This is a genomic window from Streptomyces chilikensis (assembly GCF_001642695.1).
GTDB classification, from domain to species: Bacteria; Actinomycetota; Actinomycetes; order Streptomycetales; family Streptomycetaceae; genus Streptomyces; species Streptomyces chilikensis.
Genome location: NZ_LWCC02000005.1, coordinates 433161 through 452476, shown reverse-complemented (window position 1 = coordinate 452476; position 19316 = coordinate 433161). Strand labels below are relative to the sequence as shown.

Sequence of the window (19316 nt, the reverse complement as noted above, 5' to 3'; positions counted from 1 at the left end):
GGCCGACGGCCGGCCGGCGCGGCCTCGGCCGTCTGCCGGAGCTCCCCTTTCCGGCGCGTCGGTCGTGCCGTCCCCGTCCCCGTCGCCGAGACCGCGCTCCGGGCCGCCGGTGTTTTCTGCCGGGCCGCGGTGCTCTTTCCCGTCGCCGGTTCCGCCTTCCTCGAAAGCTGATCGTCCCGGCGTCCGAAAAGGAAAAGCGGTGGGGCCTTCCAGGAGTCCCGCCGCCTTTCGGGTGCGGCGGACCGGTTCCCGGGGGCCGGGGGACCGCCTGCGGCATCGCCGCCGGAAGAGGGTCGTCCCGCAAGGAGGAAAGCCGCCGGACGGCCTGCGGAGGGCATGGCGAAGAGCCCCCGAAAAGAAAGACGGGAAAGAGCCGGAGTTCACGGGACAGCCGCCTCCGATGCGTTTTCCCTCGAATGGATGCGGCGCCCATCGGAATCGCGCCGAACCGAGGTGCCAGAATGCGCGGGAAAGCCAATGATCCGGAAAGGGGACGAGATGGCCGGGGTGCGGAGAACGGGGGCGGCCGTGCGGATCGCCCTCGCGATGGTGGCCCTCACGACGACGCCGTCCTGGGCGGGGCAGTCGACGCACGAACCGCCGCCTCCGTACCACGCGCAGCCCTGGACGCTCCGTCCCCCGGTGCCCTGGCTGCCCGGAGGTGAGCACGGGCGGCCGCACCGTCCGGGCGAGGAGGCCGTTCCCCCGCGTCCCCGCCCCGGGGCACCGGTGAGGGCTTCGGCGCGTTCCCGTGTCATCGCCGCCGTCAACCAGTACCGCCGGGACGCGGGATGCCCTCCCGTCAAGGGGCGGCAGGCGCTGCACCGGGCGGCCGCCGGGCACAGCACCCACCTGTCCCGCCTCGGCCGTCTGAGCCACCGCGGCCGGGGCGGCACCTCTCCCGGCGACCGGGTCCGGGCCGCCGGATACCGTCCGGGCTGGGTGGGGGAGAACGTCGTCGCGGGTCCGGCCGGACCGCGCGCGGCGGTCCGCTCCTGGATGCGCAGTTCCCCGCACCGGGCCGTCATCCTCGGCTGCCGGTACTCCCACGCCGGCGTCGGCGTGGCACGCGCGCGCGGCGGCCCCTGGTGGACGCTGGTGATGGCCTCCCGGCACTGAGCGCCGAGCGTTGGGCGCCCGGCGCGAGCGGGGGCGTCCGGGGCGCCGGCGGCCGGCCGCCCGGCGGTCGTCCTGCCCGCTCAGCCGGCCGCCAGCGCCGCCCTGGCGGCCGTCAGCGTCTGCTCGGCGTAACCGCGGCCGAAGAGCACGGTGTGCACCAGCAGCGGGAACAGCTGGTGCAACGGCACCCGCCGCCGCCAGCCGCCGGCGAGCGGCGCGGCCTCGTCGTAGCCGGCCAGCACCCGCTCCAGGTGCGGGCAGCCGAAGAGCTGGAGCATGGCGAGGTCGGTCTCCCGGTGACCGCCGTGCGCGGCCGGGTCGATCAGCCAGGCCTCCCCGTCGGCGCCCCACAGCACGTTTCCGTTCCACAGGTCGCCGTGCAGCCGGGCAGGCGGCTCCGGCGGCCCGGACAGCTCGGGCAGCCGGGCGCAGACCCGTTCCACCACGGCCGCCTCGGCCGCCCGGAGGGTGCCCCCGTCCACCGCCCGGCGCAGGTAGGGCAGCACCCGGTGCTCGGCGTACCAGGCGGGCCAGTCCCCGCCGCGGGCGTTGCGCATCGGGGCCGCCCCGATGTACGCCTCCACCGGCCCGTCGGGTGGCGCGGCGCCGAAGGCGGGCGCACCGGAGGCGTGCAGCGCGGCGAGCGCCCGGCCGAACCGCGACGCGGCCGCCGGACCGGGGCCGCCCTCCGTCACCCGGTCACTGACCAGCCACCGGTCGTCCCAGCCGTGCACCACCGGCACCCGGACCGCACCCGGCTCCGCGAGCCAGCGCAGTCCGGCCGCCTCGGCGAGCACCGCCCGGGCGTCGTCGCCGCGCTTGACCATCACCCGGCGCCCGTCGTCCAGTTCCACCTCGGTGAGCCCGCCCGCCGCCCGGCGCTCCCCGGTCACCCGCCGGCCGGTCAGACGCGCCGCGGCGGCCGCGGGCCCGTCCGCGGCGGTCATCCGTCCAGGTGCTCGCGCACCCAGGCGAGCAGACCGGGGACGGACGCCTCGATCATGTCCAGCACGTCCTCGAAGCCCTGACCCCCTCCGTAGTACGGGTCGGGCACCTCGAGGTCGCCGGACGCCACCGCCTTCGGGTCGAAGGAGCGCAGCAGCCGCACCCGGGACCGGTCCTCCACCATCCCGCGCAGCGCCTTCTCGTGGGTGCGGTCCATCGCCAGGAACAGGTCGGCGTCCAGGTGTTCGGCGCCGACCTGCGCGGCCGCGTGGGCGGTCGGATAGCCGCGGCCCGCCAGCGCGCCCCCGGAGCGCGGGTCGATCGGCTCCCCGACGTGCCAGTCGCCGATGCCGGCGCTGGTCACCCGGACCCGGTCGTCGAGACCGGCCCGGCGCAGATGCTCCGCCACCACCAGGGCGGCGGAGGGGGACCGGCAGATGTTTCCGCTGCAGACGAACGTCAGGTGCACCCGCCCAGCCTACGGCGGTCCGGCCGTCAGCGGACCCGCCGGTACGTGACGTCGACATCACGGCGCCAGGCCGTGCCGTCCTCGGAGAACTCCCACGCCCCGGCCAGCGTCCCGCCCGCAGGGTCCACGTCGGCGGTGAAGCGCTGGTGGAAGCCGGGCGCGGCCCGCCACTGCCGCCAGACACCGTCCACCAGATCGGCTCGGTAGACCCTGGCCACGCCCCGCCCGTCGGCGTAGAGCACCGTGAACTCGTCGGCGGTGTCGTCGTACCCCGTGACACAGGAGGTCGGGAAGGGCACGTGCCCCTGCCAGTCCTCGGGCAGCACGGTGTCCGGGCGCAGGTCGGCGCGCTGGACGAGGAAGGCGCCGCCCTCCCGCCAGGCGAACTCGGTGCGCACGGGCCCGACATCGGTGCCCCGCGCGAACATGTCCCAGACCCCGGTCAGGGGGTCCAGCCGCCGCAGGGCGGGGTGCGGTACGGGGTCGCGCATGCTGCCCTCCACGGGGAGAGACGTCCGGCACCAGCACGCTACCGCCCTCCGGCGCCGCCCGCGTGGCGGAGCGCGCCCCCCGCACCGGTGCGTCACCGCCCTCCGGCTGGCCGGAGGCTCCCTCGAGCCGCGGTTCACCCACGGTCCGAAGTGACCGGTTTGGCGTCCGCCGCGCAGGCAACCCGGACCGTGGTCACGGCGATGCGGCGGGCGGGGCCTCAGTCACCCCGCCCGCCGCACAGGCCGACGGCCCGCGAGAGCTCCTCGTGCCGTCGCGGCCTCCGGCCCGGTGGGCACCACCCGGAAACCGGCGGGCGGCCCGTACGGCGTTCCGGCAGAATGCGCCCATGCCGTCCTCACCTCCCATGCACGCCGGTCAACTCGTCGTCACCGAACAGCAGATGACCGCCCTGGTCGCCGCCCAGTTCCCGCGGTGGAAGGAACTGCCGGTCCGTGCCTGCCCCTCGGACGGCACCGACAACGCCCTCTTCCGCATCGGCGACGGCCTGGTCGCCAGGCTCCCGCTCCTCGGCGACGACCCGGACGGCAAACTCCAGGACATCCGCCGGGAGATCGAAGCGGCGGCCAGGATCGCCGGGGCCACCCGCGTGCCCACCCCGCGGTTCGCCGCCCTGGGCGAACCCGGCCAGGGCTACCCGCTCCCCTGGAGCGTCTACCACTGGATCCCCGGAACCACCGCCACCGCGGCGGACGTCCACGACTCCACCGCCTTCGCCGAGGACCTCGCCGCCTTCGTCCTGGACGTCCGCGCCCTCGACACCGAGGGCCGCGTCTTCCGGGGCAAGGGCCGCGGCGGACTGCTCGGCGGCCACGACGACTACGTCGCCTCGTGCCTGGAGAAGAGCCGGGACCTGATCGACACCCCCGCCCTGGCACGCCTGTGGGAACGGCTGCGCCGGACCCCCCGCACCGAGCCGGACGTCTGGACCCACGGCGACCTGATGCCCGGCAACCTCCTCACCGAGCGGGGCCGGCTCGCCGGCGTGATCGACGTCGGCCAGGCGGGCGTGGCCGACCCCGCCCTGGACCTGCAGCCGGCCTGGAACCACTTCGGCCCCACCGCCCGCGAGGCGTTCCGCCTCGCCCTCGGCGCCGACGACGCCGCCTGGGACCGGGGCAAGGGCTGGGCCCTCGCCCAGGCCGTCGGCTGCCTCTGGTACTACCGGGAGACCAACCCGGTCATGTCGAACCTCGCCCGCTCGACCCTCCTCGCCCTCCTGGAGGACGAAGCGGCCTGATCCTCACCCGAGGGCCCCGACGCGACAGGCGGGGCGGGGGTGGGAGCCGCGCACACGGGCACACTGGGAGGGAGCGGGTGAGAACCGTCCCTTCCGTTCCCCCGGGCGGTCACGCCCCGCTCCACCGGTCCCGCCGGCGGCGCCCCCCACCGCCGGTCCTCACACCACAGAACAGGCAGCCGACGCACGTGACCACCGACAGCCGGCAGAAGAACACCCGGACGGACCGCATGGACCTCCGGCACACCCCGACCGCACGCGACTTCCGCGAGGCGCACCGCGCCCACGCGCGCTCCACCTGGGCGGGCCGCCGCCGGCTCGCCGTCACCCTCGCGCTGACCGTCGCGGTGATGGCGGTGGGCATCCGCGGCGGCTCGGTCACCGTGCTCTCCCTGCTGATGGGCGTCGCCTACCTGTTCTTCGCCCTGGTCTTCCTGCCCCGGGCGCAGGCCGGCCGCGCCGCCGCCAAGGCCGCGGAGGACGGCGGGCAGCGGGTCCGCATCGACGGGACCGGCGTGCGCGTCACCACCGGCGCCGAGCAGCGCCGCTTCGCGTGGCCGGAGATCTCCCGCCACCTGGAGACGCCCCGCCTCTTCCTGCTGATCGGCTCCGGCCGCGCCCAGCCCTGCCTGGTGGTGCTGCCCAAGGAGGGCTCGGGGGACCGGCTGCGGACCCTCCTCGAGAACCGGCTGAGCCCGGCCCGGCCGAACTGACCGAAACACCGGCGAAAGCCCGGAGCGCCGTGTGAGGCTTCGGGCATGGACGCAACCGATCACGCTCCTGGCGGCGGCATGCCGGACACCGGCACGGACACCGGCACGGAGGCCGGCGTCCCCCGGTCCGCCGGTGACGGCACGGCCCCGGCCACCGACGGGCGCACCCGCCGGGCCCCCCGACGCGTGACGCCCGGCAGCCGGACGGCCGACGGCGGCCACGCCCCCGGCCCGCCGGCCCGCGTCCGGTGACCGCCACCCGACCGGTGCCGGACACCGCCTCCGGCCTCCTCCTGCGGCCCTGGCGGGCCACGGACGCCGCCGCCCTGGCCGCGGCGCACCGGGACGACGCCATGCGCCGGTGGCTCACCGACCCGCTCGACGACGAGGCCGGGGCCCGCAGGTGGATCGACGAACAGCGGACGGCGGCCGAACGCGGCGAACGCTTCTCCTTCGCCGTCCTGGAGGAGACCGGCGAACTCGCCGGCCAGGTGGTCCTGCGGGAGATCCGGCCCGGCGCACCCACCGCCGAGGTCGGCTACTGGACGGCCGCCCCCGCCCGCGGGCGCCGCGTCGCCCCGCGGGCCCTGGAGGCCCTCACCGGCTGGGCGTTCACCGTCCTCGACGGCCTGACCGCCCTGGAACTCACCCACCAGGAGTCCAACCAGGCCTCCTGCCGCGTCGCCGAGCGGTGCCGCTACGCCCTCGACCGCGTCCTCGCGCCGTGGCCCCCGCGGTATCCCGGCCCCGGCCACGTCCACGTCCGCCACCGGGACGGCTGACCCGCGCGGGCCGTGCCGCAGCGCCCGCGCGACCGGAAAGGATCCCCTGACATGCCGTACTTCAAGACCTCCGACGACGTCGAGATCCACTACCGGCTCTGGGAGCAGGACTCCCGGCAGCCGCTGATCCTCCTGCACCACGGCTTCATCGCCGACGCCGACGTGGACTGGATCTCCCCCGGCATCGTCCAGGTGCTCGCCGAGACGGGCCGCAGGGTCCTCGCCCTCGACGCCCGGGGACACGGCCGCAGCGGGAAGCCGCACGACCCCGCGCGGTACGGCGAGGCGCGCATGGCCGAGGACCTGCGCGAACTGATGGACCTCCTCGACGAGGAGGCCTACGACCTCGTCGGCTACTCCATGGGCGCCGTCGTCAGCCTGCTCACCGCCGCCCGGGACACCCGGATCCGCCGTCTGGTGATCGGCGGCGTGGGGGCCGCGGTCGTCGAACTCGGGGGAGTGGACAGCCGCGTCGTCGGCGGACCCGCGCTGGTGGACGCCCTGACCGCCGAGGACCCCTCCACCGTCACCGACCCCTCCGCGGCGGACTTCCGGGCCTTCGCCGACGCCGTCGGCGCCGACCGCCTCGCCCTGGCCGCCCACGCGCGGGCGATCCACCAGGAGCCGATCCCCCTCACGGAGATCACCGCGCCCACGCTGCTCCTCGCCGGTGAGGACGACCCGCTCGCCACCCGGCCCGAGGTGCTCGCCGGAGCACTTCCCGCGGCCACGCTGAGGACGGTGCCCGGCGACCACTCCGGCGCCGTCGGCGCCCCGGCCTTCGTGACGGAGCTGGCGGCGTTCCTCGACGTCCCCTGACCGGTACCGGGACGGCGGGCCCCGGCCGCGTGGCCGGGGCCCGCCGGGCGGCGGCGCGGCGGGCTACGCCCGCGGGTCCCCCGCCGCCCGGAGGTGCTCCAGGACGAGCGGGTCGATCGCCCCGGTCACCAGCCGCTCCTCGAGGTTCGCGATCCCCGCCCACTCGGCCAGTGCCACGTCGAGTTCCACGCCGCGGTGCCCCAGCGCGGCCAGCCGTCCGGCCACCTCCTCGGCCAGCTCGCCCGAGAGCGGCAGCAGGGTCCGCGGATCGGGCCTGCCGAAGTACAGGTCGTGCAGGTCCAGCAGACGGCCCAGTTCCGCCGAGGGATCGGCGTGGTCGTCCACCCGCAGGTCCACCAGCACGTCGCTGCCCCCGCCGTATCCGCCGTCCGGCGTCACCACCAGCAGGGCCGCGCTCTGCCGGCCCCGGCTGTCACCGCCCGCGCGGTCGCCGGCCAGCAGGGCCGCGTGCAGCCGCCGGGCCAGCGGGAGGTCCTGGTCCGTCTCCAGCCAGGCCCGCTCCATCGCCCGCACCACCTCGGGGCCGGTCAGGATGTTGCCCTGGATCGCGTACCCCGGCCCGGACACGCCCCCCGCCCACGTCATGCAGGCGCGACCGGTCCAGGTCGCCGAGCCGCCGTCCCGGTCGACGATCCCGGCCTGCCGGTCGTCCCGCCGCTCGTCCCCGGCGAGCAGCGTGTCCAGGGTCTCCCGGGCGGAGCGCCCCTCGTCCAGCAGGCGTATGCCGTCCGGGCGGTAGGCGAGGTTGGCCAGGGCCTGCGTGGCCAGGGCGCCCACCCCGGCCCGTGCCGCCGGAACGGCCGCTCCCACGGCGAGGAACTTGGACGCGACGGCGACCCCGAAGCAGGTCCCGTCCGCACTGCGCGCGGCGATCGAGAAAGTCATGGCCGGACCCTAACCCCGGCTCCGACGCCGCCGTCCACGGCCCTCGCGGGGCAAGGTACTCTCGTCCAGCCAGTCGAACTCCACGTGGTGGGGTCAGGGAACCCGGTGGGAGTCCGGGACTGACGCGCAGCGGTGAGGGTGACGGTCGGGCACGCGCAGGCGCGACGAGCGCGGCGCAGCCACTGGAGCGATGCTCCGGGAAGGCGCCCGTACCGGAGGAACCCGAGTCCGAAGACCTGCTGGCGCTGGCGGTGACGGGCCGCCAGGTCGACCGCGGACCCCGCGAACGGGTCCCTGACCTCGAAGGACTCGCATGTCCCGGATGGACAACGCCATCGTCTCCGCACGCCGTGCCCGCCGCGACCGCTGCCCCGGCGTGCTCCGCCCCTGGCCCGCCGAGGACGGCCTCCTGATACGGCTCCGCCTCATAGGCGGCCGCCTCCCGACGTCCTCGCTGACCGCCCTCACCGCCGTCGCCGAACGCCACGGCGACGGCCGGGTCCACGTCACCGGCCGGGCCAACCTCCAGATCCGCGCCCTGCCCGGCCACCAGGGCCGCCTCGGCAGCGCCGTCCTCGACGCCGTGGAGGCCACCGGCCTGCTGCCCTCGCGCACGCACGAACTCGTCAGGAACGTGATGGTCTCGCCCCGCACGGGAACGGCCGGCGGCCGCGCCGACCTGCGCCCCGTGGCCGCCGAGCTCGACCGGCTGCTGTGCGCGGACCCGTACCTCGCCGGACTGCCCGCCCGCTTCCTGTTCGTCCTGGACGACGGCCGCGGCGACCTGGTCACCCGCCCCGCCGACCTCGGCCTGGTGGCCCTCGACCAGGACACCGCCCAACTGCGGATCGGGGACTCCTGGGGTCCCGTCGTACCGCTCCCCGAAGCCGCCCCGGCGCTGACCGGCCTGGCCCGGAGCTTCATGGACGCCCGGGGCACCGGCCCCACGGCGCCCTGGCACGTCGTCGAACTGCCCGCCCCCATGGCGCCCCCCGGGAGCCCGGACCCACGTCTGCCGAGCCCCGAGCCACCCCTGCCCCCGGGCCCGCTGCCGGAGGGCGGCCGGCACGTCGGGGTTCCCGACGACGGCATGACCCCCGGCCTCACCGCCCGACTGGTGGACGACGCCCACGCCGCGGGCGCCACCGAACTCACCGTCACCCCCTGGCGTGGCGTCATCGTCCCCGGAGCCGCCGCGTGAACACCACCACCCCAGGACACACCGAACCCCGCCGGCCGAACACGCACTACGACTACCTCGCCGACGGCCCGGCCATCTACGTCGACTCCTTCGCCACCATCCGCCGCGAGGCGCGACTGGACCACATCCCCGCCGAGGCGGAACGCCTCGCCGTGCGGATGATCCACGGGGCGGGGCAGGTCGACCTCGCCGACGACCTGGTGGTCCACCCGCGACTGGTTCCCGCCGCCCGCGCCGCCCTGCGCTCGGGCGCGCCCATCCTCTGCGACGTCACCATGGTCGCCACCGGAGTCACCCGAAGCCGCCTGCCGAGCGACAACGATGTCGTCTGCCTGCTCGGCGACGAACGCGTGCCCGCCCTCGCCCGCCGCTGGAACACCACCCGCACCGCGGCGGCCGTCTCCCTCTGGGAGCCGCTCATGGAAGGCGCCGTGGTCGCCGTCGGCAACGCGCCGACCGCCCTGTTCCACCTGCTGGAGATGCTGATCGACGGGGCGCCCCGCCCCGCCGCGATCGTGGGCTGCCCGGTCGGCTTCATCGGCGCCGCCGAGTCCAAGCAGGCCCTCACCGAACTCGCCGACGAGCACGGAATCGACATCCCGTACGTCACCGTCCACGGCCGCCGCGGCGGATCCGCCATGACCTCGTCGGCCCTGAACGCACTCGCGAAGGAGGAGGAGTGACCGGACGTTTCCACGGAGTCGGCGTCGGCCCCGGCGACCCCGAACTGATCACCCTCAAGGCGGCCCGGCTGATCGCCGCCGCCGACGTCGTGGCCTACCACGCGGGCGTCGGCAAGGAGTCCAACGCCCGCCGCATCGCCGCCCCGCTCATACCGGACACCGCGATCGAGGAACGGCTGGCCTACCCGGTCACCACCGGCGCCACCGACCACCCCGGCGGCTACGCGGGCGCCCTGGCCGACTTCTACGAGGAGTCCGCCGCCCGCCTCGCCGCCCACCTCGACGCCGGGCGCGACGTCGTGCTGCTCTCCGAGGGGGACCCCCTCTTCTACGGGTCGTTCATGTACATGCACGACCGGCTCTCCGAGCGGTACGAGACGCAGATCGTGCCCGGCGTCCCCGCGTTCGCCGCGGCCACCGCGGCCGCCGCGGCGCCCCTGGTGCGCCAGACCGACGTGCTCACCGTGCTCCCCGGCACCCTGCCCGAACCGGAACTGGCCCGCCGCCTCGCCGACACCGACGCCGCCGTCGTGATGAAGCTGGGCCGCACCTTCCCGGCCGTCCGCCGCGCCCTGGAGGCGGCGGGACGGCTCGACCACGCCGTGTACGTCGAGCGCGCCTCCATGGAGGGCGAACGGCGCCTGCCCGTCGCCGAGGTGGATCCGGCCGGCGTCCCGTACTTCTCGCTGATCCTCGTCACCGGCGACAGCCGCAACGGGACCCGCTCCCGGCTCCCCGGCGAGCGGAGTGAGGCCCGGGACCGGTCCGCCGCCCCCGAGGCCGGGGAACGGCCCGCGGTCCCCGCGGCCGAGCTGCTGGTCGTCGGCCTGGGTCCCGGCCCCGGGGCCTGGCTGACCCCCGAGGCCACCGCGGCGCTGGCCGAGGTGGACCACGTCGTCGGTTACGGCCCCTACGTCGACCGGGTGCCGCAGCGCCCCGGCCTGACCCGGCACGCCTCCGGCAACACCGTCGAGCTCGAACGCGCCCGCCTCGCCCTGGAGCTGGCGAGGAACGGCGAGCGGGTCGCGGTGGTCTCCGGCGGCGACGCCGGCGTCTTCGGGATGGCCACCGCCGTCTTCGAGGCCGCCGAGGACCCCGCCTTCCGGCAGGTGCCGGTGCGCGTGCTGCCCGGCGTCAGCGCCGTGCAGGCCGTCGCCGCCCGCGCGGGCGCCCCCATCGGCGGCGACTTCGCGGTCGTCAGCCTCTCCGACCGGCTCAAGCCCTGGGAGGTCGTCGAGCGCCGCCTGCGCGCCGTCGCCGAGGCCGACCTGGTGCTGGCCGTCTACAACCCGGCCTCCCGGTCCCGGACCGAGCAGATCGCCACCGCCCGCCGCGTCCTGCTGGAGCACCGCGGACCCGCGACCGTGGTCGTGGTCGGCCGGGACGTCGGACGCCCCGGCGAGTCGCTGACCGTCACCACCCTCGGCGAACTCGACCCGGCCACCGTCGACATGCGCTGCCTGCTGATCGTCGGCGCGTCCGGCACCCGGGTCTCGCAGGCCGGCCGGGTGTGGACGCCGAGGTGGGTGAAGCCGTGACCGTCCACTTCGTCGGCGCCGGTCCCGGCGCCGCCGACCTGCTCACCGTCCGCGCCGTACGGCTGCTCGCCGGGGCCGGCACCGTGCTCTACCCCGGCACCTACCTCGACCCGCAGGTCCTCGACCACTGCGCCCCCGGCGCAGAACTGGTCGACACCCAGCGGCTCGACCTGGACCGCATCACCGAACACCTGGTCACCGCGCACCGGGCCGGACGGGAGGTCGTCCGGCTGACCTCCGGGGACCCCTCGCTCTACTCGGCGCTCGCCGAGCAGACCCGGCGCCTGGACGCGCACGGCGTGCCCTGGGACGTCACGCCCGGGGTCCCCGCCTACGCGGCCGCGGCCGCGCTGGCGGGGCGGGAACTGACCGTGCCGCTGCTGGCCCAGTCGGTGGTCCTCACCCGCACCCGGGCCCGGTCCACCGCGATGCCCGGCACCGAGTCGCTCGCCGCGTTCGCCGCCACCCGGGCCACCCTGGTCCTGCACCTCGCCATCACCCGCGTCCGCGAACTGATGGCGCAGATCGCGCCCGAGTACGGTCCCGACTGCCCCGTGGTCGTGGTCCACCGGGCGAGCCAGCCGCAGGAGCTGGTGCTCCGCGGCACGGTCGCCGACATCGCCGACGCGGTGGAGCGGGCCGGACTGCGGCAGGCCGCGGTGATCCTGGTGGGCCGGGCGCTCGACCCGGCCCCCGGCGGCGAGTCGTTCCTCTACGATCCGGCCCGCCCCCGCGTCAGCCCACCGTCAGACTCCACTGGGTGACCGTGCGCGCCGGCGTCCATCCGGTGAACGAGCCGATGGGCGCCGTCGTCTCCACCGCCAGGCGGGTCAACTCCCCGCCGTGGCGGCGGTAGGCCTCCGCCAGCAGCCCCTCGGTCTCCAGGGTCACCCCGTGCACCACCAGCCGGCCACCCGTCCGCAGCGCCCCGAGACACGTCTCCAGGACGCCCGGCCGGGTGGCCCCGCCGCCCACGAACACCGCGTCCGGCGGCGGCAGTTCGGCCAGCGCGTCCGGGGCCCGCCCGGTCACCACCCGCAGCCCCGGCACGCCCAGCCGGCCCGCGTTGCGGGCGATGCGCCCGGCGCGTTCCCCGTTCGCCTCGACGGCCGTCGTCGTGCAGGCCGGGTGGGACCGCATCCACTCGATGCCCACCGAGCCGGCGCCGGCGCCCACGTCCCACAGGTGCTGCCCCGGGCAGGGAGCCAGCCGGGCCAGCGCCGAGGCCCGCAGATCACGCCTGGTGAGCTGTCCGTCGTTCTCGAAGGCGTCGTCCGGCAGCCCGGCCACCAGCCCGTACCCGGGCGGCCCCGCCAGCTCCAGCGCCAGCACGTGCAGCGGCGGCACCTCCCCGGGCGGCGACGCCAGCCAGCCGTCCGCGGTGCCCTCCAGCCGGGACTCCGACTCCGCCCCCAGGTCGCCGAGCACGGTCATCACGCTCTCCCCGTAGCCGGCCCCGACCAGCAGCGCCGCCACCGCGTCCGGGGTCGTCGCGTCCGAGGAGAGCACCAGCACCCGGTGCCCGGGCGCCAACTCCCGCACCAGGGACCGGGGATCACGCCCCACCAAGGTCACCACGGCGCACCGCTCGGACGGCCAGCCCAGCCGGGCCCGCGCCAACGCCACCGACGACACCGCCGGTTCGACGCGCACCGCGTCGGCCCCCAGCGCGTCGATCAGCGTCGTGCCGATCCCCGACACCAGCGGGTCGCCCGAGGCCAGCGCCACCGCACGCGTCCCGGCGAGGGAGGCCAGCAGGGCCGGCAGTCCCTCCCGGAGCGGCGAGGGCCACACCTCACGGCGCTGTCCGGGCGCCTTCGGCAGCATCGCCAGGTGCCGCCGTCCGCCCAGCACCACCTCCGCCTCCAGCACCGTCCGCCGCAGCCGCTCGGGCAGCGAGGACCAGCCGTCGGCGGCAACGCCGACGACGGTGATCCGGGGACCCGCGGTGCGGGGACCCGTGATGCGGGGAACAGGGGGAGGGGGCGTGCCGATCGTCATACCCATGACGCTATCGTGGTCGATCACAGGCACGAGGTGCCCCTACGGCCCATCCGTCGGAAACGGCGAGGACGGTCGACGGGGAGAATCTGGGAAGCCCGGTGAGAATCCGGCACAGGCCCGCTGCGGTGAACCGAGCCTCGTTCGCGAGGACTCGGCAAGTCCGAAGACCGGCCTCGCGCCCGCCCCTTACGGATGGCGAAACGAGCGGGAGCCTCACATGCCATTGGTGCGTTCGCACTACCCCTTCTCCGCGATCGTCGGCTGCGACGCCGGCGAACCCGACGACCTCGGCCTCTCCCTGATCCTCACCGGGATCTCGCCGCAGATCGGCGGCGTCCTCGTCCGCGGCGAGAAGGGCACCGCCAAGTCCACCGCCGCCCGCGCGCTGGCCGCCCTGCTGCCGCCCGTGGACGTCCACCCCGCGGACCGCTTCTCCACCGACCCCGCCGACCCCGACGACGCCTCCCCGGACGGGCCGTTCGAGCCCGGCGGCCCCCTGGAGAGCCGCCCGGTCCGCCTCGTCGAACTCCCCGTCGGCGCCACCGAGGACCGCGTCCTGGGCTCCCTCCACCTCGAACAGGCCCTCTCCCACGGCAAGGTGGCCTACGAGCCCGGCCTGCTGGCCCGCGCCCACCGCGGCATCCTCTACGCCGACGAGGTCAACCTCCTCCCCGACCACCTGGTCGACCTCCTCCTCGACGCCGCCGCCACCGGCCGGGTCACCGTCGAACGCGACGGGTTCTCCATGGAGCACGCCGCCCGGTTCCTGCTGATCGGCACCATGAACCCCGAGGAGGGCGAACTCCGTCCGCAGCTCCTGGACCGGTTCGGCCTCACCGTCGAGGTGGCCGCGCCCCGGGACCCCGCCCCGCGCGCCGAGGTGGTGCGCCGCCGCATGGCCTACGACGCCGACCCGGCCGCCTTCGCCGCCCGCCACCGCCCGTCGGAGGAGGCCCTCGCCGCCCGCATCGCCGCCGCCCGCTCGCGACTGGGCGAGGTCAGGCTCCCGGACGCCGCCCTGCACAAGATCGCCGAGATATGCGCCGCGTTCGACGTGGACGGGCTGCGCGCCGACATCGTCACCGCGCGCACCGCCGTCGCCCACGCGGCCTGGGCCGGCCGCACCACCGTCACCCGCGACGACATCCGCCGCGCCGCCCGGCTCGCCCTGCCGCACCGCCGGCGCCGCAACCCCTTCGACGCGCCGGGGCTCGACGAGGAGCTGCTCGACCGGATACTCGGCGACGACGAACTCCCGCCGGACCCGCCGGACGGCACGACGCCGCCCCCGCCCGCCGACGGCGGACCGGACGGGCCCGACGCCGGCCCCGGCGGGGACGGCCCCGACGGGGGCGGCCCCACGGACGGCCCCGGCGACGGCACGAGGTCCGGCGGGAGCACGCACGGACCCGAGGGCGCGGCGGACTCCGACAGCACCCCGCAGCCCGGCGGCACCCCCGCCCTCCCCGACGGGGCCGCCCCGGGCACCGCCGGCGACGAGGCCCCGGACGGCCCCCGTCGCACGGCCCCCGCCGCCGAGACGACCGTCAAGGCCACCGCCCCCTACCGCCCCCGCCTCCTCACCGTCCGCGGCACCGGGGAGGGCGCCGACGGCCGCCGCAGCCGCGCCCTGGGCGCCCGCGGCCGCAGGATCGGCGCCGACAGGCCCGGCCACCGGGGCGCCCGGGGGTCCCTGCACCTGGTCGAGACGGTGCGCGCCGCCGCGGCCCGCGCCGGTGCCGCCCGCAGCGGTTCCGTCCGCGCCGCCGGCCCGCTGCGGCTGCGCCCGGAGGACCTGCGCACCTCGGTCCGGGAAGGCCGCGAGGCCAACCTGATCCTCTTCTGCGTCGACGCCTCGGGCTCCATGGCCGCGCGCAAGCGCATGACCCAGGTCAAGACGGCCGTCCTCTCCCTACTCCTCGACGCCTACCGCCGCCGCGACAAGGTCGGCCTGATCACCTTCCGCGGCCAGGACGCCGAACTCGCCCTGCCGCCCACCCACTCCGTCGACATCGCCGCCGCCCGCCTCGACGGCCTCCCGGCCGGCGGCCGCACCCCCCTCGCCGAGGGGCTGCTGGAGGCGGCCCGCGTCGTCGCCCGCGAACGCCGCCGCGACCCGCGGCTGCGCCCCCTGCTGGTGGTGGTCACCGACGGCCGCGCCACCGGCGGCAAGGACGCCGTCGCCCGCTCGCTGGCCGCCGCCGACCAGGTCGCCTCCCTGGGCGTCAGCACCGTCGTCGTGGACAGCGAGTCAGGACCCCTCCGCCTCGGCCTGGCCGCCCACCTGGCCGCCCGCCTGCACGCCGACCACCTGCCCGTCCGCGAGGTCAGCGCCGACGCGCTGAGCACCGCCGTCCGAGAGAGGGCCGCCTGATGCCCCAGGGACAGCCCGCCGCCGTGCCGAACGACGGCCTCACCACCCGCCAGCGCCGCAACAAGCCCCTCCTCGTCGTCCACACCGGCGACGGCAAGGGCAAGTCGACCGCCGCCTTCGGCCTCGCCCTGCGCGGCTGGAACCAGGGCTGGCGGATCGGGGTCTTCCAGTTCGTCAAGTCCGCCAAGTGGCGCATCGGCGAGCAGACCGTCCTGGAACGCCTCGGCCGGCTCCACGAGGAGACCGGCGAGGGCGGTCCCGTCGACTGGCACAAGATGGGCTCCGGCTGGTCCTGGACCCGCAAGCAGGGCGACGCCGAGGACCACGCCGCGGCCGCCGTCGAGGGCTGGGCCGAGATCAAGCGCCGGCTGGCCGACGAGACCTACGACCTGCTGGTCCTCGACGAGTTCACCTACCCCCTCGCCTGGGGCTGGATCGACGTCGACGACGTCGTCACGACCCTGCGCGAGCGGCCCGGCCGCCAGCACGTCGTGATCACCGGCCGCCGCGCCGCCCCCGAGCTGCTGGAGGCCGCCGACCTCGTCACCGAGATGACCAAGGTCAAGCACCCCATGGACGCGGGGCAGAAGGGCCAGCGAGGCATCGAATGGTGACGCACCCTCCGCACGACCCGCACGATCCGCACCGCCCGAGCCGGTCCCACGGCGCCCCGGTCCCCGTGGACCTGCCGCGGATCATGATCGCGGCCCCGATGACCGGGCAGGGCAAGACCACCGTCGCCACCGGCCTGATGGCCGCCCTGCGCGACGCCGGGCTCACCGTCAGCGGCCACAAGACCGGCCCCGACTACATCGACCCCGGCTACCACGCCCTCGCCACCGGCCGTCCCGGCCGCAACCTCGACCCCCACCTGGCCGGCGAGGACCGGGTGGCGCCGCTCCTCCTGCACGGGGCGCGCGGCGCCGACGTCGCGGTCGTCGAGGGCGTGATGGGCCTGCACGACGGGCGGATCGGCGGTGACGGCTTCGCCTCCTCCGCCCACGTCGCCTCCCTCACCCGGACCCCCGTGGTGCTCGTCGTCGACGTCTCCCGCATGTCCCGCTCGGTCGGCGCGCTGGTGGAGGGCATGGCCGTCTACGACCCCGCCGTCGAGGTCGTCGGCGTCATCCTCAACAAGGCCGGCTCCGAACGGAACGTCGCCGAGATACGCCGCTCCCTGCGGCTGCCCGTGCTCGGCGTCGTCCCCCGCGACGACGAGATCGCCGCCCCCTCCCGCCACCTCGGCCTGGTGCCCGCCTCCGAACGCGCCGGCTCCGCCCGCGCCGTCCGGCGGCTCGGCGAGCGCATCGCCCGCCAGGTCGACCTGGACGCCGTCCTCGCCCTGGCGCGCAGCGCGCCCCCGCTCCACGCCCGGCCCTGGGACCCGGCGCAGGAGGTGACCGCACCGCGCGGGGGCGGACGTCCCGTCGTCGCCGTCGCCGGAGGCCGCGCCTTCACCTTCCGCTACACCGAGACCGAGGAACTCCTCACCGCCGCCGGCTGCGAGGTCGTCCCCTTCGATCCGCTGACCGACCCCGCCCTGCCCCCCGGCACCCGCGGCCTCTACCTGGGCGGCGGCTTCCCCGAGGTGTACGCGGCCGAACTCGCCGCCAACACGCCGCTGCTGGCCGAGATCCGGGAAGCGGTCCGCGACGGCGTGCCCACCGTCGCCGAGTGCGCCGGCCTGCTCTACCTCGCGAAGACCCTCGACGACACCCCCATGGCCGGCGCCGTCCCCGCCCACGCCCGGATGACCGAACGCCTCACCCTCCGCTACCCGCACGCCGTCTCGCCCGGTGACACCCTCCTCACCCGGGCGGGGGAGCGGGTCACCGGACACGAGTTCCACCGCACGCGCACCACCCCCGGCGCCTCGGCCGGCACGCCCGCCTGGGAGATCGACGGCCGGCCCGAGGGCTTCGCCACCGCGACCCTGCACGCCTCCTACCTGCACGTCCACTGGGCCGGACACCCCCACCTCGCCGCCCGCTTCGCCGCCGCCACGCGGCCGGGGAACACCGCGCCCGCCGCCCCCACGAGCGCGGTCGCCGACCCGCTGCGCCACCACGGCGACGTCGAGGCCCGCAGCGGACTCCTCGACCTCGCCGTCAACGTCTACTGCGGCGACCGGCCCGACTGGCTCGACCGCGCCCTGCACGACGGCATCGCCGACGCGGCCGCCTACCCGGACCCGGAGCCCGCCCGCAGGGCCGTCGCCCGCCGCCACCACCGGCCGCCCGGCGAGGCGCTGCCCACCGCCGGCGCCGCCGAGGCCTTCACCCTGGTGGCCCGCCTGCGCCCCTGGCGGCGGCCCGTCGTCGTCCACCCGCAGTTCACCGAGCCCCACGCCGCCCTGGAACAGGCCGGACACACCGTCACCACCGTGCTCTGCCGCCCCGAGGACGGCTTCGCCCTCGACCCGGCCGCCGTCCCCGAGGACGCCGACCTGGTGATGATCGGCAACCCCACCAACCCCACCGGCGTCCTCCACCCGGCCGCCACCCTGCGCGCGCTGCGCCGCCCGGGCCGCCTGGTCGTCGTCGACGAGGCGTTCATGGACGCCGTCCCCGGCGAACCGGAGTCCCTGGCCGACGACCGGGCCGGAGGACTCCTGGTGATCCGCAGCCTCACCAAGCACTGGTCGATCCCCGGCATCCGGGCCGGTTACGTCGTCGGCGACCCGGACGTCGTGCGGGAACTGGCCCGCGCGCAGACCCCGTGGTCGCTGTCGTCCCCGGCCGTCGCCGCCACCGTCGCCTGCACCGCCGCCGAGGCGCTTCCCGAGGCCCTGTCGCGCGCCCGGCGGCTCACGCAGTGGCGGGAGTTCCTCCAGGAGGGCCTGGCACGTCAGGGCGTGCCGTTCGTCCCGTCCGCCGCGCCCTTCGTCCTGGCCCGGCCGGGGGAGGGGGTCCACGGCCTGCTCCGCGAACGCGGCGTCGCCGTCCGGCGCGCCGACACCTTCCCCGGCCTGGACGGCTCCTGGATCCGCCTGGCGGTCCGCCCGCCGGAGACCGGCCGCCGCTTCCTCGACGCCCTGACGGAGGTGCGGGCATGCGCCACCGCGTGAACACCCGGGCGGCCGGCCTCCTGCTCGGCCACGCCGCCGACCGGCTCCTCGGCGACCCGCGCCGCTTCCACCCGGTGGCCGGCTTCGGAACCGTCGCCGCCTCCCTGGAGCGACGGCTGCACGCCGACTCCCGCGCCCGCGGCGCCGTCCACACGCTCCTGCTGGTGGGCGGCGCCGCGGCCCTGGGCACGGCGGTGGAGCGGGCCGCCGCCCGCCACCCCGCCGCCCACCTTGCCGCCACCGCGCTGGCCACCTGGGCGGTCCTCGGCGGCCGCTCCCTGGAACGCGAGGCGGCCGCGGTCCACGACCACCTCGCAGCCGCCGACCTGCCCGCCGCCCGCACCCGGCTCCGTTCCCTGGTGGGCCGCGACACCACGACCCTGGACGAGGGGCAGATCGCCCGCGCCGTGGTCGAGTCCGTCGCCGAGAACACCTCCGACGCCGTCGTCGCGCCGCTGGTCTGGGGAGCCGTCACCGGCGTCCCGGGGCTGCTCGCCTACCGGGCGGCCAACACCCTCGACGCCATGGTCGGCCACCGCACCCCGCGCCACGAGCGCTTCGGCTGGGCCTCCGCCCGCCTCGACGACCTCCTCAACCTGCCCGGCTCCCGCCTCGCCGGCCTGCTCACCGCCGCCGCCTCGCCGACCGGCCCCGCCGGGCCGCTGCGCGCCTGGCGCCGGGACGCCGCCGCCCACCCCAGCCCCAACGCGGGCGTCGTCGAGGCGTCGTTCGCGGGCGCCCTGGGCGTCCGCCTCGGCGGAACCAACCGGTACGCCTCCGGAACCGAGCACCGGGCCGTCATGGGCGACGGCCCGCCCCCCGCGCCCACCGACATCCCCCGGGCCACCGCCCTGGCCCGGCGCGTCGCCCTGGCCGCGGCCGTCACCGCCGCGGTGACCGCGGCGGCCTCGCGCCGCGGGCCGGCGCGGCGGAGCTGTTAGTGTCC

Annotated in this window: 19 protein-coding genes and 2 riboswitches; of the genes, 14 read left to right on the top strand and 5 right to left on the bottom strand. The window is 76.7% G+C overall.

Annotated features, from left to right (window positions below):
• The first annotated feature begins 477 nt into the window (after window positions 1–477).
• Window positions 478–1119, top strand: a complete 642-nt coding sequence (locus tag A2U95_RS02180; RefSeq protein WP_166020546.1) for a CAP domain-containing protein — start codon at window positions 478–480, stop codon at window positions 1117–1119.
• An 80-nt stretch (window positions 1120–1199) separates the two neighbouring features.
• On the opposite strand, the gene A2U95_RS02175 is transcribed toward A2U95_RS02180, so the two are convergent.
• Genes A2U95_RS02175 through A2U95_RS02165 form a run of 3 tightly spaced genes read right to left on the bottom strand, consistent with a single transcriptional unit; the run spans window position 1200 to window position 3024 of the window.
• On the bottom strand, window positions 1200–2066 hold the full coding sequence (locus A2U95_RS02175; RefSeq protein ID WP_166020545.1) for a fructosamine kinase family protein: 867 nt from the start codon (window positions 2064–2066) through the stop codon (window positions 1200–1202).
• Window positions 2063–2533, bottom strand: coding sequence for a low molecular weight protein-tyrosine-phosphatase (locus tag A2U95_RS02170; RefSeq protein WP_166020544.1), 471 nt, complete (start codon window positions 2531–2533; stop codon window positions 2063–2065). Before A2U95_RS02170 ends, A2U95_RS02175 begins: the two co-directional genes overlap by 4 nt.
• 26 nt (window positions 2534–2559) lie before the next feature.
• Window positions 2560–3024: a hypothetical protein gene (locus A2U95_RS02165; RefSeq protein WP_166020543.1), complete on the bottom strand. Its 465-nt coding sequence runs from the start codon at window positions 3022–3024 to the stop codon at window positions 2560–2562.
• A 347-nt stretch (window positions 3025–3371) separates the two neighbouring features.
• Between A2U95_RS02165 and A2U95_RS02160 the strand changes: the two genes are divergently transcribed.
• The 5 genes from A2U95_RS02160 to A2U95_RS02140 all read left to right on the top strand — a co-directional run bounded on the left by A2U95_RS02160 (window position 3372) and on the right by A2U95_RS02140 (window position 6597).
• Window positions 3372–4283, top strand: a complete 912-nt coding sequence (locus tag A2U95_RS02160; RefSeq protein ID WP_240957167.1) for an aminoglycoside phosphotransferase family protein — start codon at window positions 3372–3374, stop codon at window positions 4281–4283.
• Between the two features lie 188 nt (window positions 4284–4471).
• Window positions 4472–4996: a YcxB family protein gene (locus A2U95_RS02155; protein ID WP_166020542.1), complete on the top strand. Its 525-nt coding sequence runs from the start codon at window positions 4472–4474 to the stop codon at window positions 4994–4996.
• Between the two features lie 45 nt (window positions 4997–5041).
• A complete protein-coding gene (locus A2U95_RS02150; protein WP_166020541.1) occupies window positions 5042–5248 on the top strand; it encodes a hypothetical protein in 207 nt (68 codons plus the stop codon).
• Complete coding sequence (locus A2U95_RS02145) at window positions 5245–5778, top strand: GNAT family N-acetyltransferase (RefSeq protein ID WP_166020540.1); 534 nt, start codon at window positions 5245–5247, stop codon at window positions 5776–5778. The genes A2U95_RS02150 and A2U95_RS02145 overlap by 4 nt, the downstream gene beginning before the upstream one ends.
• A gap of 51 nt (window positions 5779–5829) precedes the next feature.
• Window positions 5830–6597 carry an alpha/beta fold hydrolase gene (locus A2U95_RS02140; protein WP_166020539.1) on the top strand — a complete coding sequence of 256 codons (768 nt, stop codon included), beginning with the start codon at window positions 5830–5832 and terminating at the stop codon, window positions 6595–6597.
• 63 nt (window positions 6598–6660) lie between these two features.
• Here the strand turns inward: A2U95_RS02140 and A2U95_RS02135 are convergent, their stop codons facing one another.
• Entirely contained in the window at window positions 6661–7503 is an 843-nt protein-coding gene (locus A2U95_RS02135; RefSeq protein ID WP_166020538.1) for a DUF1028 domain-containing protein, read from the bottom strand.
• Between the two features lie 54 nt (window positions 7504–7557).
• A riboswitch (cobalamin riboswitch) is annotated at window positions 7558–7761 on the top strand.
• Between the two features lie 55 nt (window positions 7762–7816).
• On the opposite strand from A2U95_RS02135, the gene A2U95_RS02130 reads away from it, so the two are divergent.
• Genes A2U95_RS02130 through A2U95_RS02115 form a run of 4 tightly spaced genes read left to right on the top strand, consistent with a single transcriptional unit; the run spans window position 7817 to window position 11689 of the window.
• Window positions 7817–8704: a precorrin-3B synthase gene (locus A2U95_RS02130; RefSeq protein WP_206282801.1), complete on the top strand. Its 888-nt coding sequence runs from the start codon at window positions 7817–7819 to the stop codon at window positions 8702–8704.
• Window positions 8701–9387, top strand: coding sequence for a precorrin-8X methylmutase (locus A2U95_RS02125; RefSeq protein WP_166020537.1), 687 nt, complete (start codon window positions 8701–8703; stop codon window positions 9385–9387). The genes A2U95_RS02130 and A2U95_RS02125 overlap by 4 nt, the downstream gene beginning before the upstream one ends.
• Window positions 9384–10925 (top strand): precorrin-2 C(20)-methyltransferase, encoded by a 1542-nt coding sequence (locus tag A2U95_RS02120; RefSeq protein WP_166020536.1) that lies wholly within the window; start codon window positions 9384–9386, stop codon window positions 10923–10925. Before A2U95_RS02125 ends, A2U95_RS02120 begins: the two co-directional genes overlap by 4 nt.
• Window positions 10922–11689 (top strand): cobalt-precorrin-4/precorrin-4 C(11)-methyltransferase, encoded by a 768-nt coding sequence (locus tag A2U95_RS02115; protein ID WP_206282800.1) that lies wholly within the window; start codon window positions 10922–10924, stop codon window positions 11687–11689. The genes A2U95_RS02120 and A2U95_RS02115 overlap by 4 nt, the downstream gene beginning before the upstream one ends.
• Here A2U95_RS02115 and cbiE read toward each other — a convergent pair.
• Window positions 11661–12926, bottom strand: coding sequence for a precorrin-6y C5,15-methyltransferase (decarboxylating) subunit CbiE (gene cbiE, locus A2U95_RS02110; protein WP_206282933.1), 1266 nt, complete (start codon window positions 12924–12926; stop codon window positions 11661–11663). The genes A2U95_RS02115 and cbiE overlap by 29 nt on opposite strands.
• 22 nt (window positions 12927–12948) lie before the next feature.
• Window positions 12949–13119: riboswitch (cobalamin riboswitch) on the top strand.
• A 27-nt stretch (window positions 13120–13146) separates the two neighbouring features.
• On the opposite strand from cbiE, the gene A2U95_RS02105 reads away from it, so the two are divergent.
• From A2U95_RS02105 to A2U95_RS02090, 4 genes are read left to right on the top strand one after another with little or no spacing between them, the layout of a single operon-like run.
• The gene (locus A2U95_RS02105; protein WP_206282799.1) at window positions 13147–15303 is read left to right on the top strand and encodes a VWA domain-containing protein; all 2157 of its coding nucleotides are present in this window, start codon (window positions 13147–13149) and stop codon (window positions 15301–15303) included.
• Window positions 15303–15917, top strand: coding sequence for a cob(I)yrinic acid a,c-diamide adenosyltransferase (gene cobO, locus A2U95_RS02100; protein ID WP_166020533.1), 615 nt, complete (start codon window positions 15303–15305; stop codon window positions 15915–15917). The genes A2U95_RS02105 and cobO overlap by 1 nt, the downstream gene beginning before the upstream one ends.
• Complete coding sequence (locus tag A2U95_RS33530; RefSeq protein ID WP_206282798.1) at window positions 15911–18370, top strand: bifunctional hydrogenobyrinic acid a,c-diamide synthase/histidinol phosphate aminotransferase CobBC; 2460 nt, start codon at window positions 15911–15913, stop codon at window positions 18368–18370. Before cobO ends, A2U95_RS33530 begins: the two co-directional genes overlap by 7 nt.
• Window positions 18355–19311, top strand: coding sequence for a cobalamin biosynthesis protein (locus A2U95_RS02090; protein ID WP_166020532.1), 957 nt, complete (start codon window positions 18355–18357; stop codon window positions 19309–19311). Before A2U95_RS33530 ends, A2U95_RS02090 begins: the two co-directional genes overlap by 16 nt.
• Window positions 19312–19316: the final 5 nt, after the last annotated feature.

Coding starts and splice junctions, on each gene's coding strand:
- A2U95_RS02140 (WP_166020539.1), top strand. CDS start 5,830: ATGCCGTACTTCAAGACCTCCGACGACGTCGAGATCCACTACCGGCTC.
- A2U95_RS02090 (WP_166020532.1), top strand. CDS start 18,355: ATGCGCCACCGCGTGAACACCCGGGCGGCCGGCCTCCTGCTCGGCCAC.
- A2U95_RS02160 (WP_240957167.1), top strand. CDS start 3,372: ATGCCGTCCTCACCTCCCATGCACGCCGGTCAACTCGTCGTCACCGAA.
- A2U95_RS02175 (WP_166020545.1), bottom strand. CDS start 2,066: ATGACCGCCGCGGACGGGCCCGCGGCCGCCGCGGCGCGTCTGACCGGC.
- cobO (WP_166020533.1), top strand. CDS start 15,303: ATGCCCCAGGGACAGCCCGCCGCCGTGCCGAACGACGGCCTCACCACC.
- A2U95_RS02165 (WP_166020543.1), bottom strand. CDS start 3,024: ATGCGCGACCCCGTACCGCACCCCGCCCTGCGGCGGCTGGACCCCCTG.
- A2U95_RS02130 (WP_206282801.1), top strand. CDS start 7,817: ATGTCCCGGATGGACAACGCCATCGTCTCCGCACGCCGTGCCCGCCGC.
- cbiE (WP_206282933.1), bottom strand. CDS start 12,926: ATGACGATCGGCACGCCCCCTCCCCCTGTTCCCCGCATCACGGGTCCC.
- A2U95_RS33530 (WP_206282798.1), top strand. CDS start 15,911: ATGGTGACGCACCCTCCGCACGACCCGCACGATCCGCACCGCCCGAGC.
- A2U95_RS02150 (WP_166020541.1), top strand. CDS start 5,042: ATGGACGCAACCGATCACGCTCCTGGCGGCGGCATGCCGGACACCGGC.
- A2U95_RS02135 (WP_166020538.1), bottom strand. CDS start 7,503: ATGACTTTCTCGATCGCCGCGCGCAGTGCGGACGGGACCTGCTTCGGG.
- A2U95_RS02180 (WP_166020546.1), top strand. CDS start 478: ATGATCCGGAAAGGGGACGAGATGGCCGGGGTGCGGAGAACGGGGGCG.
- A2U95_RS02105 (WP_206282799.1), top strand. CDS start 13,147: ATGCCATTGGTGCGTTCGCACTACCCCTTCTCCGCGATCGTCGGCTGC.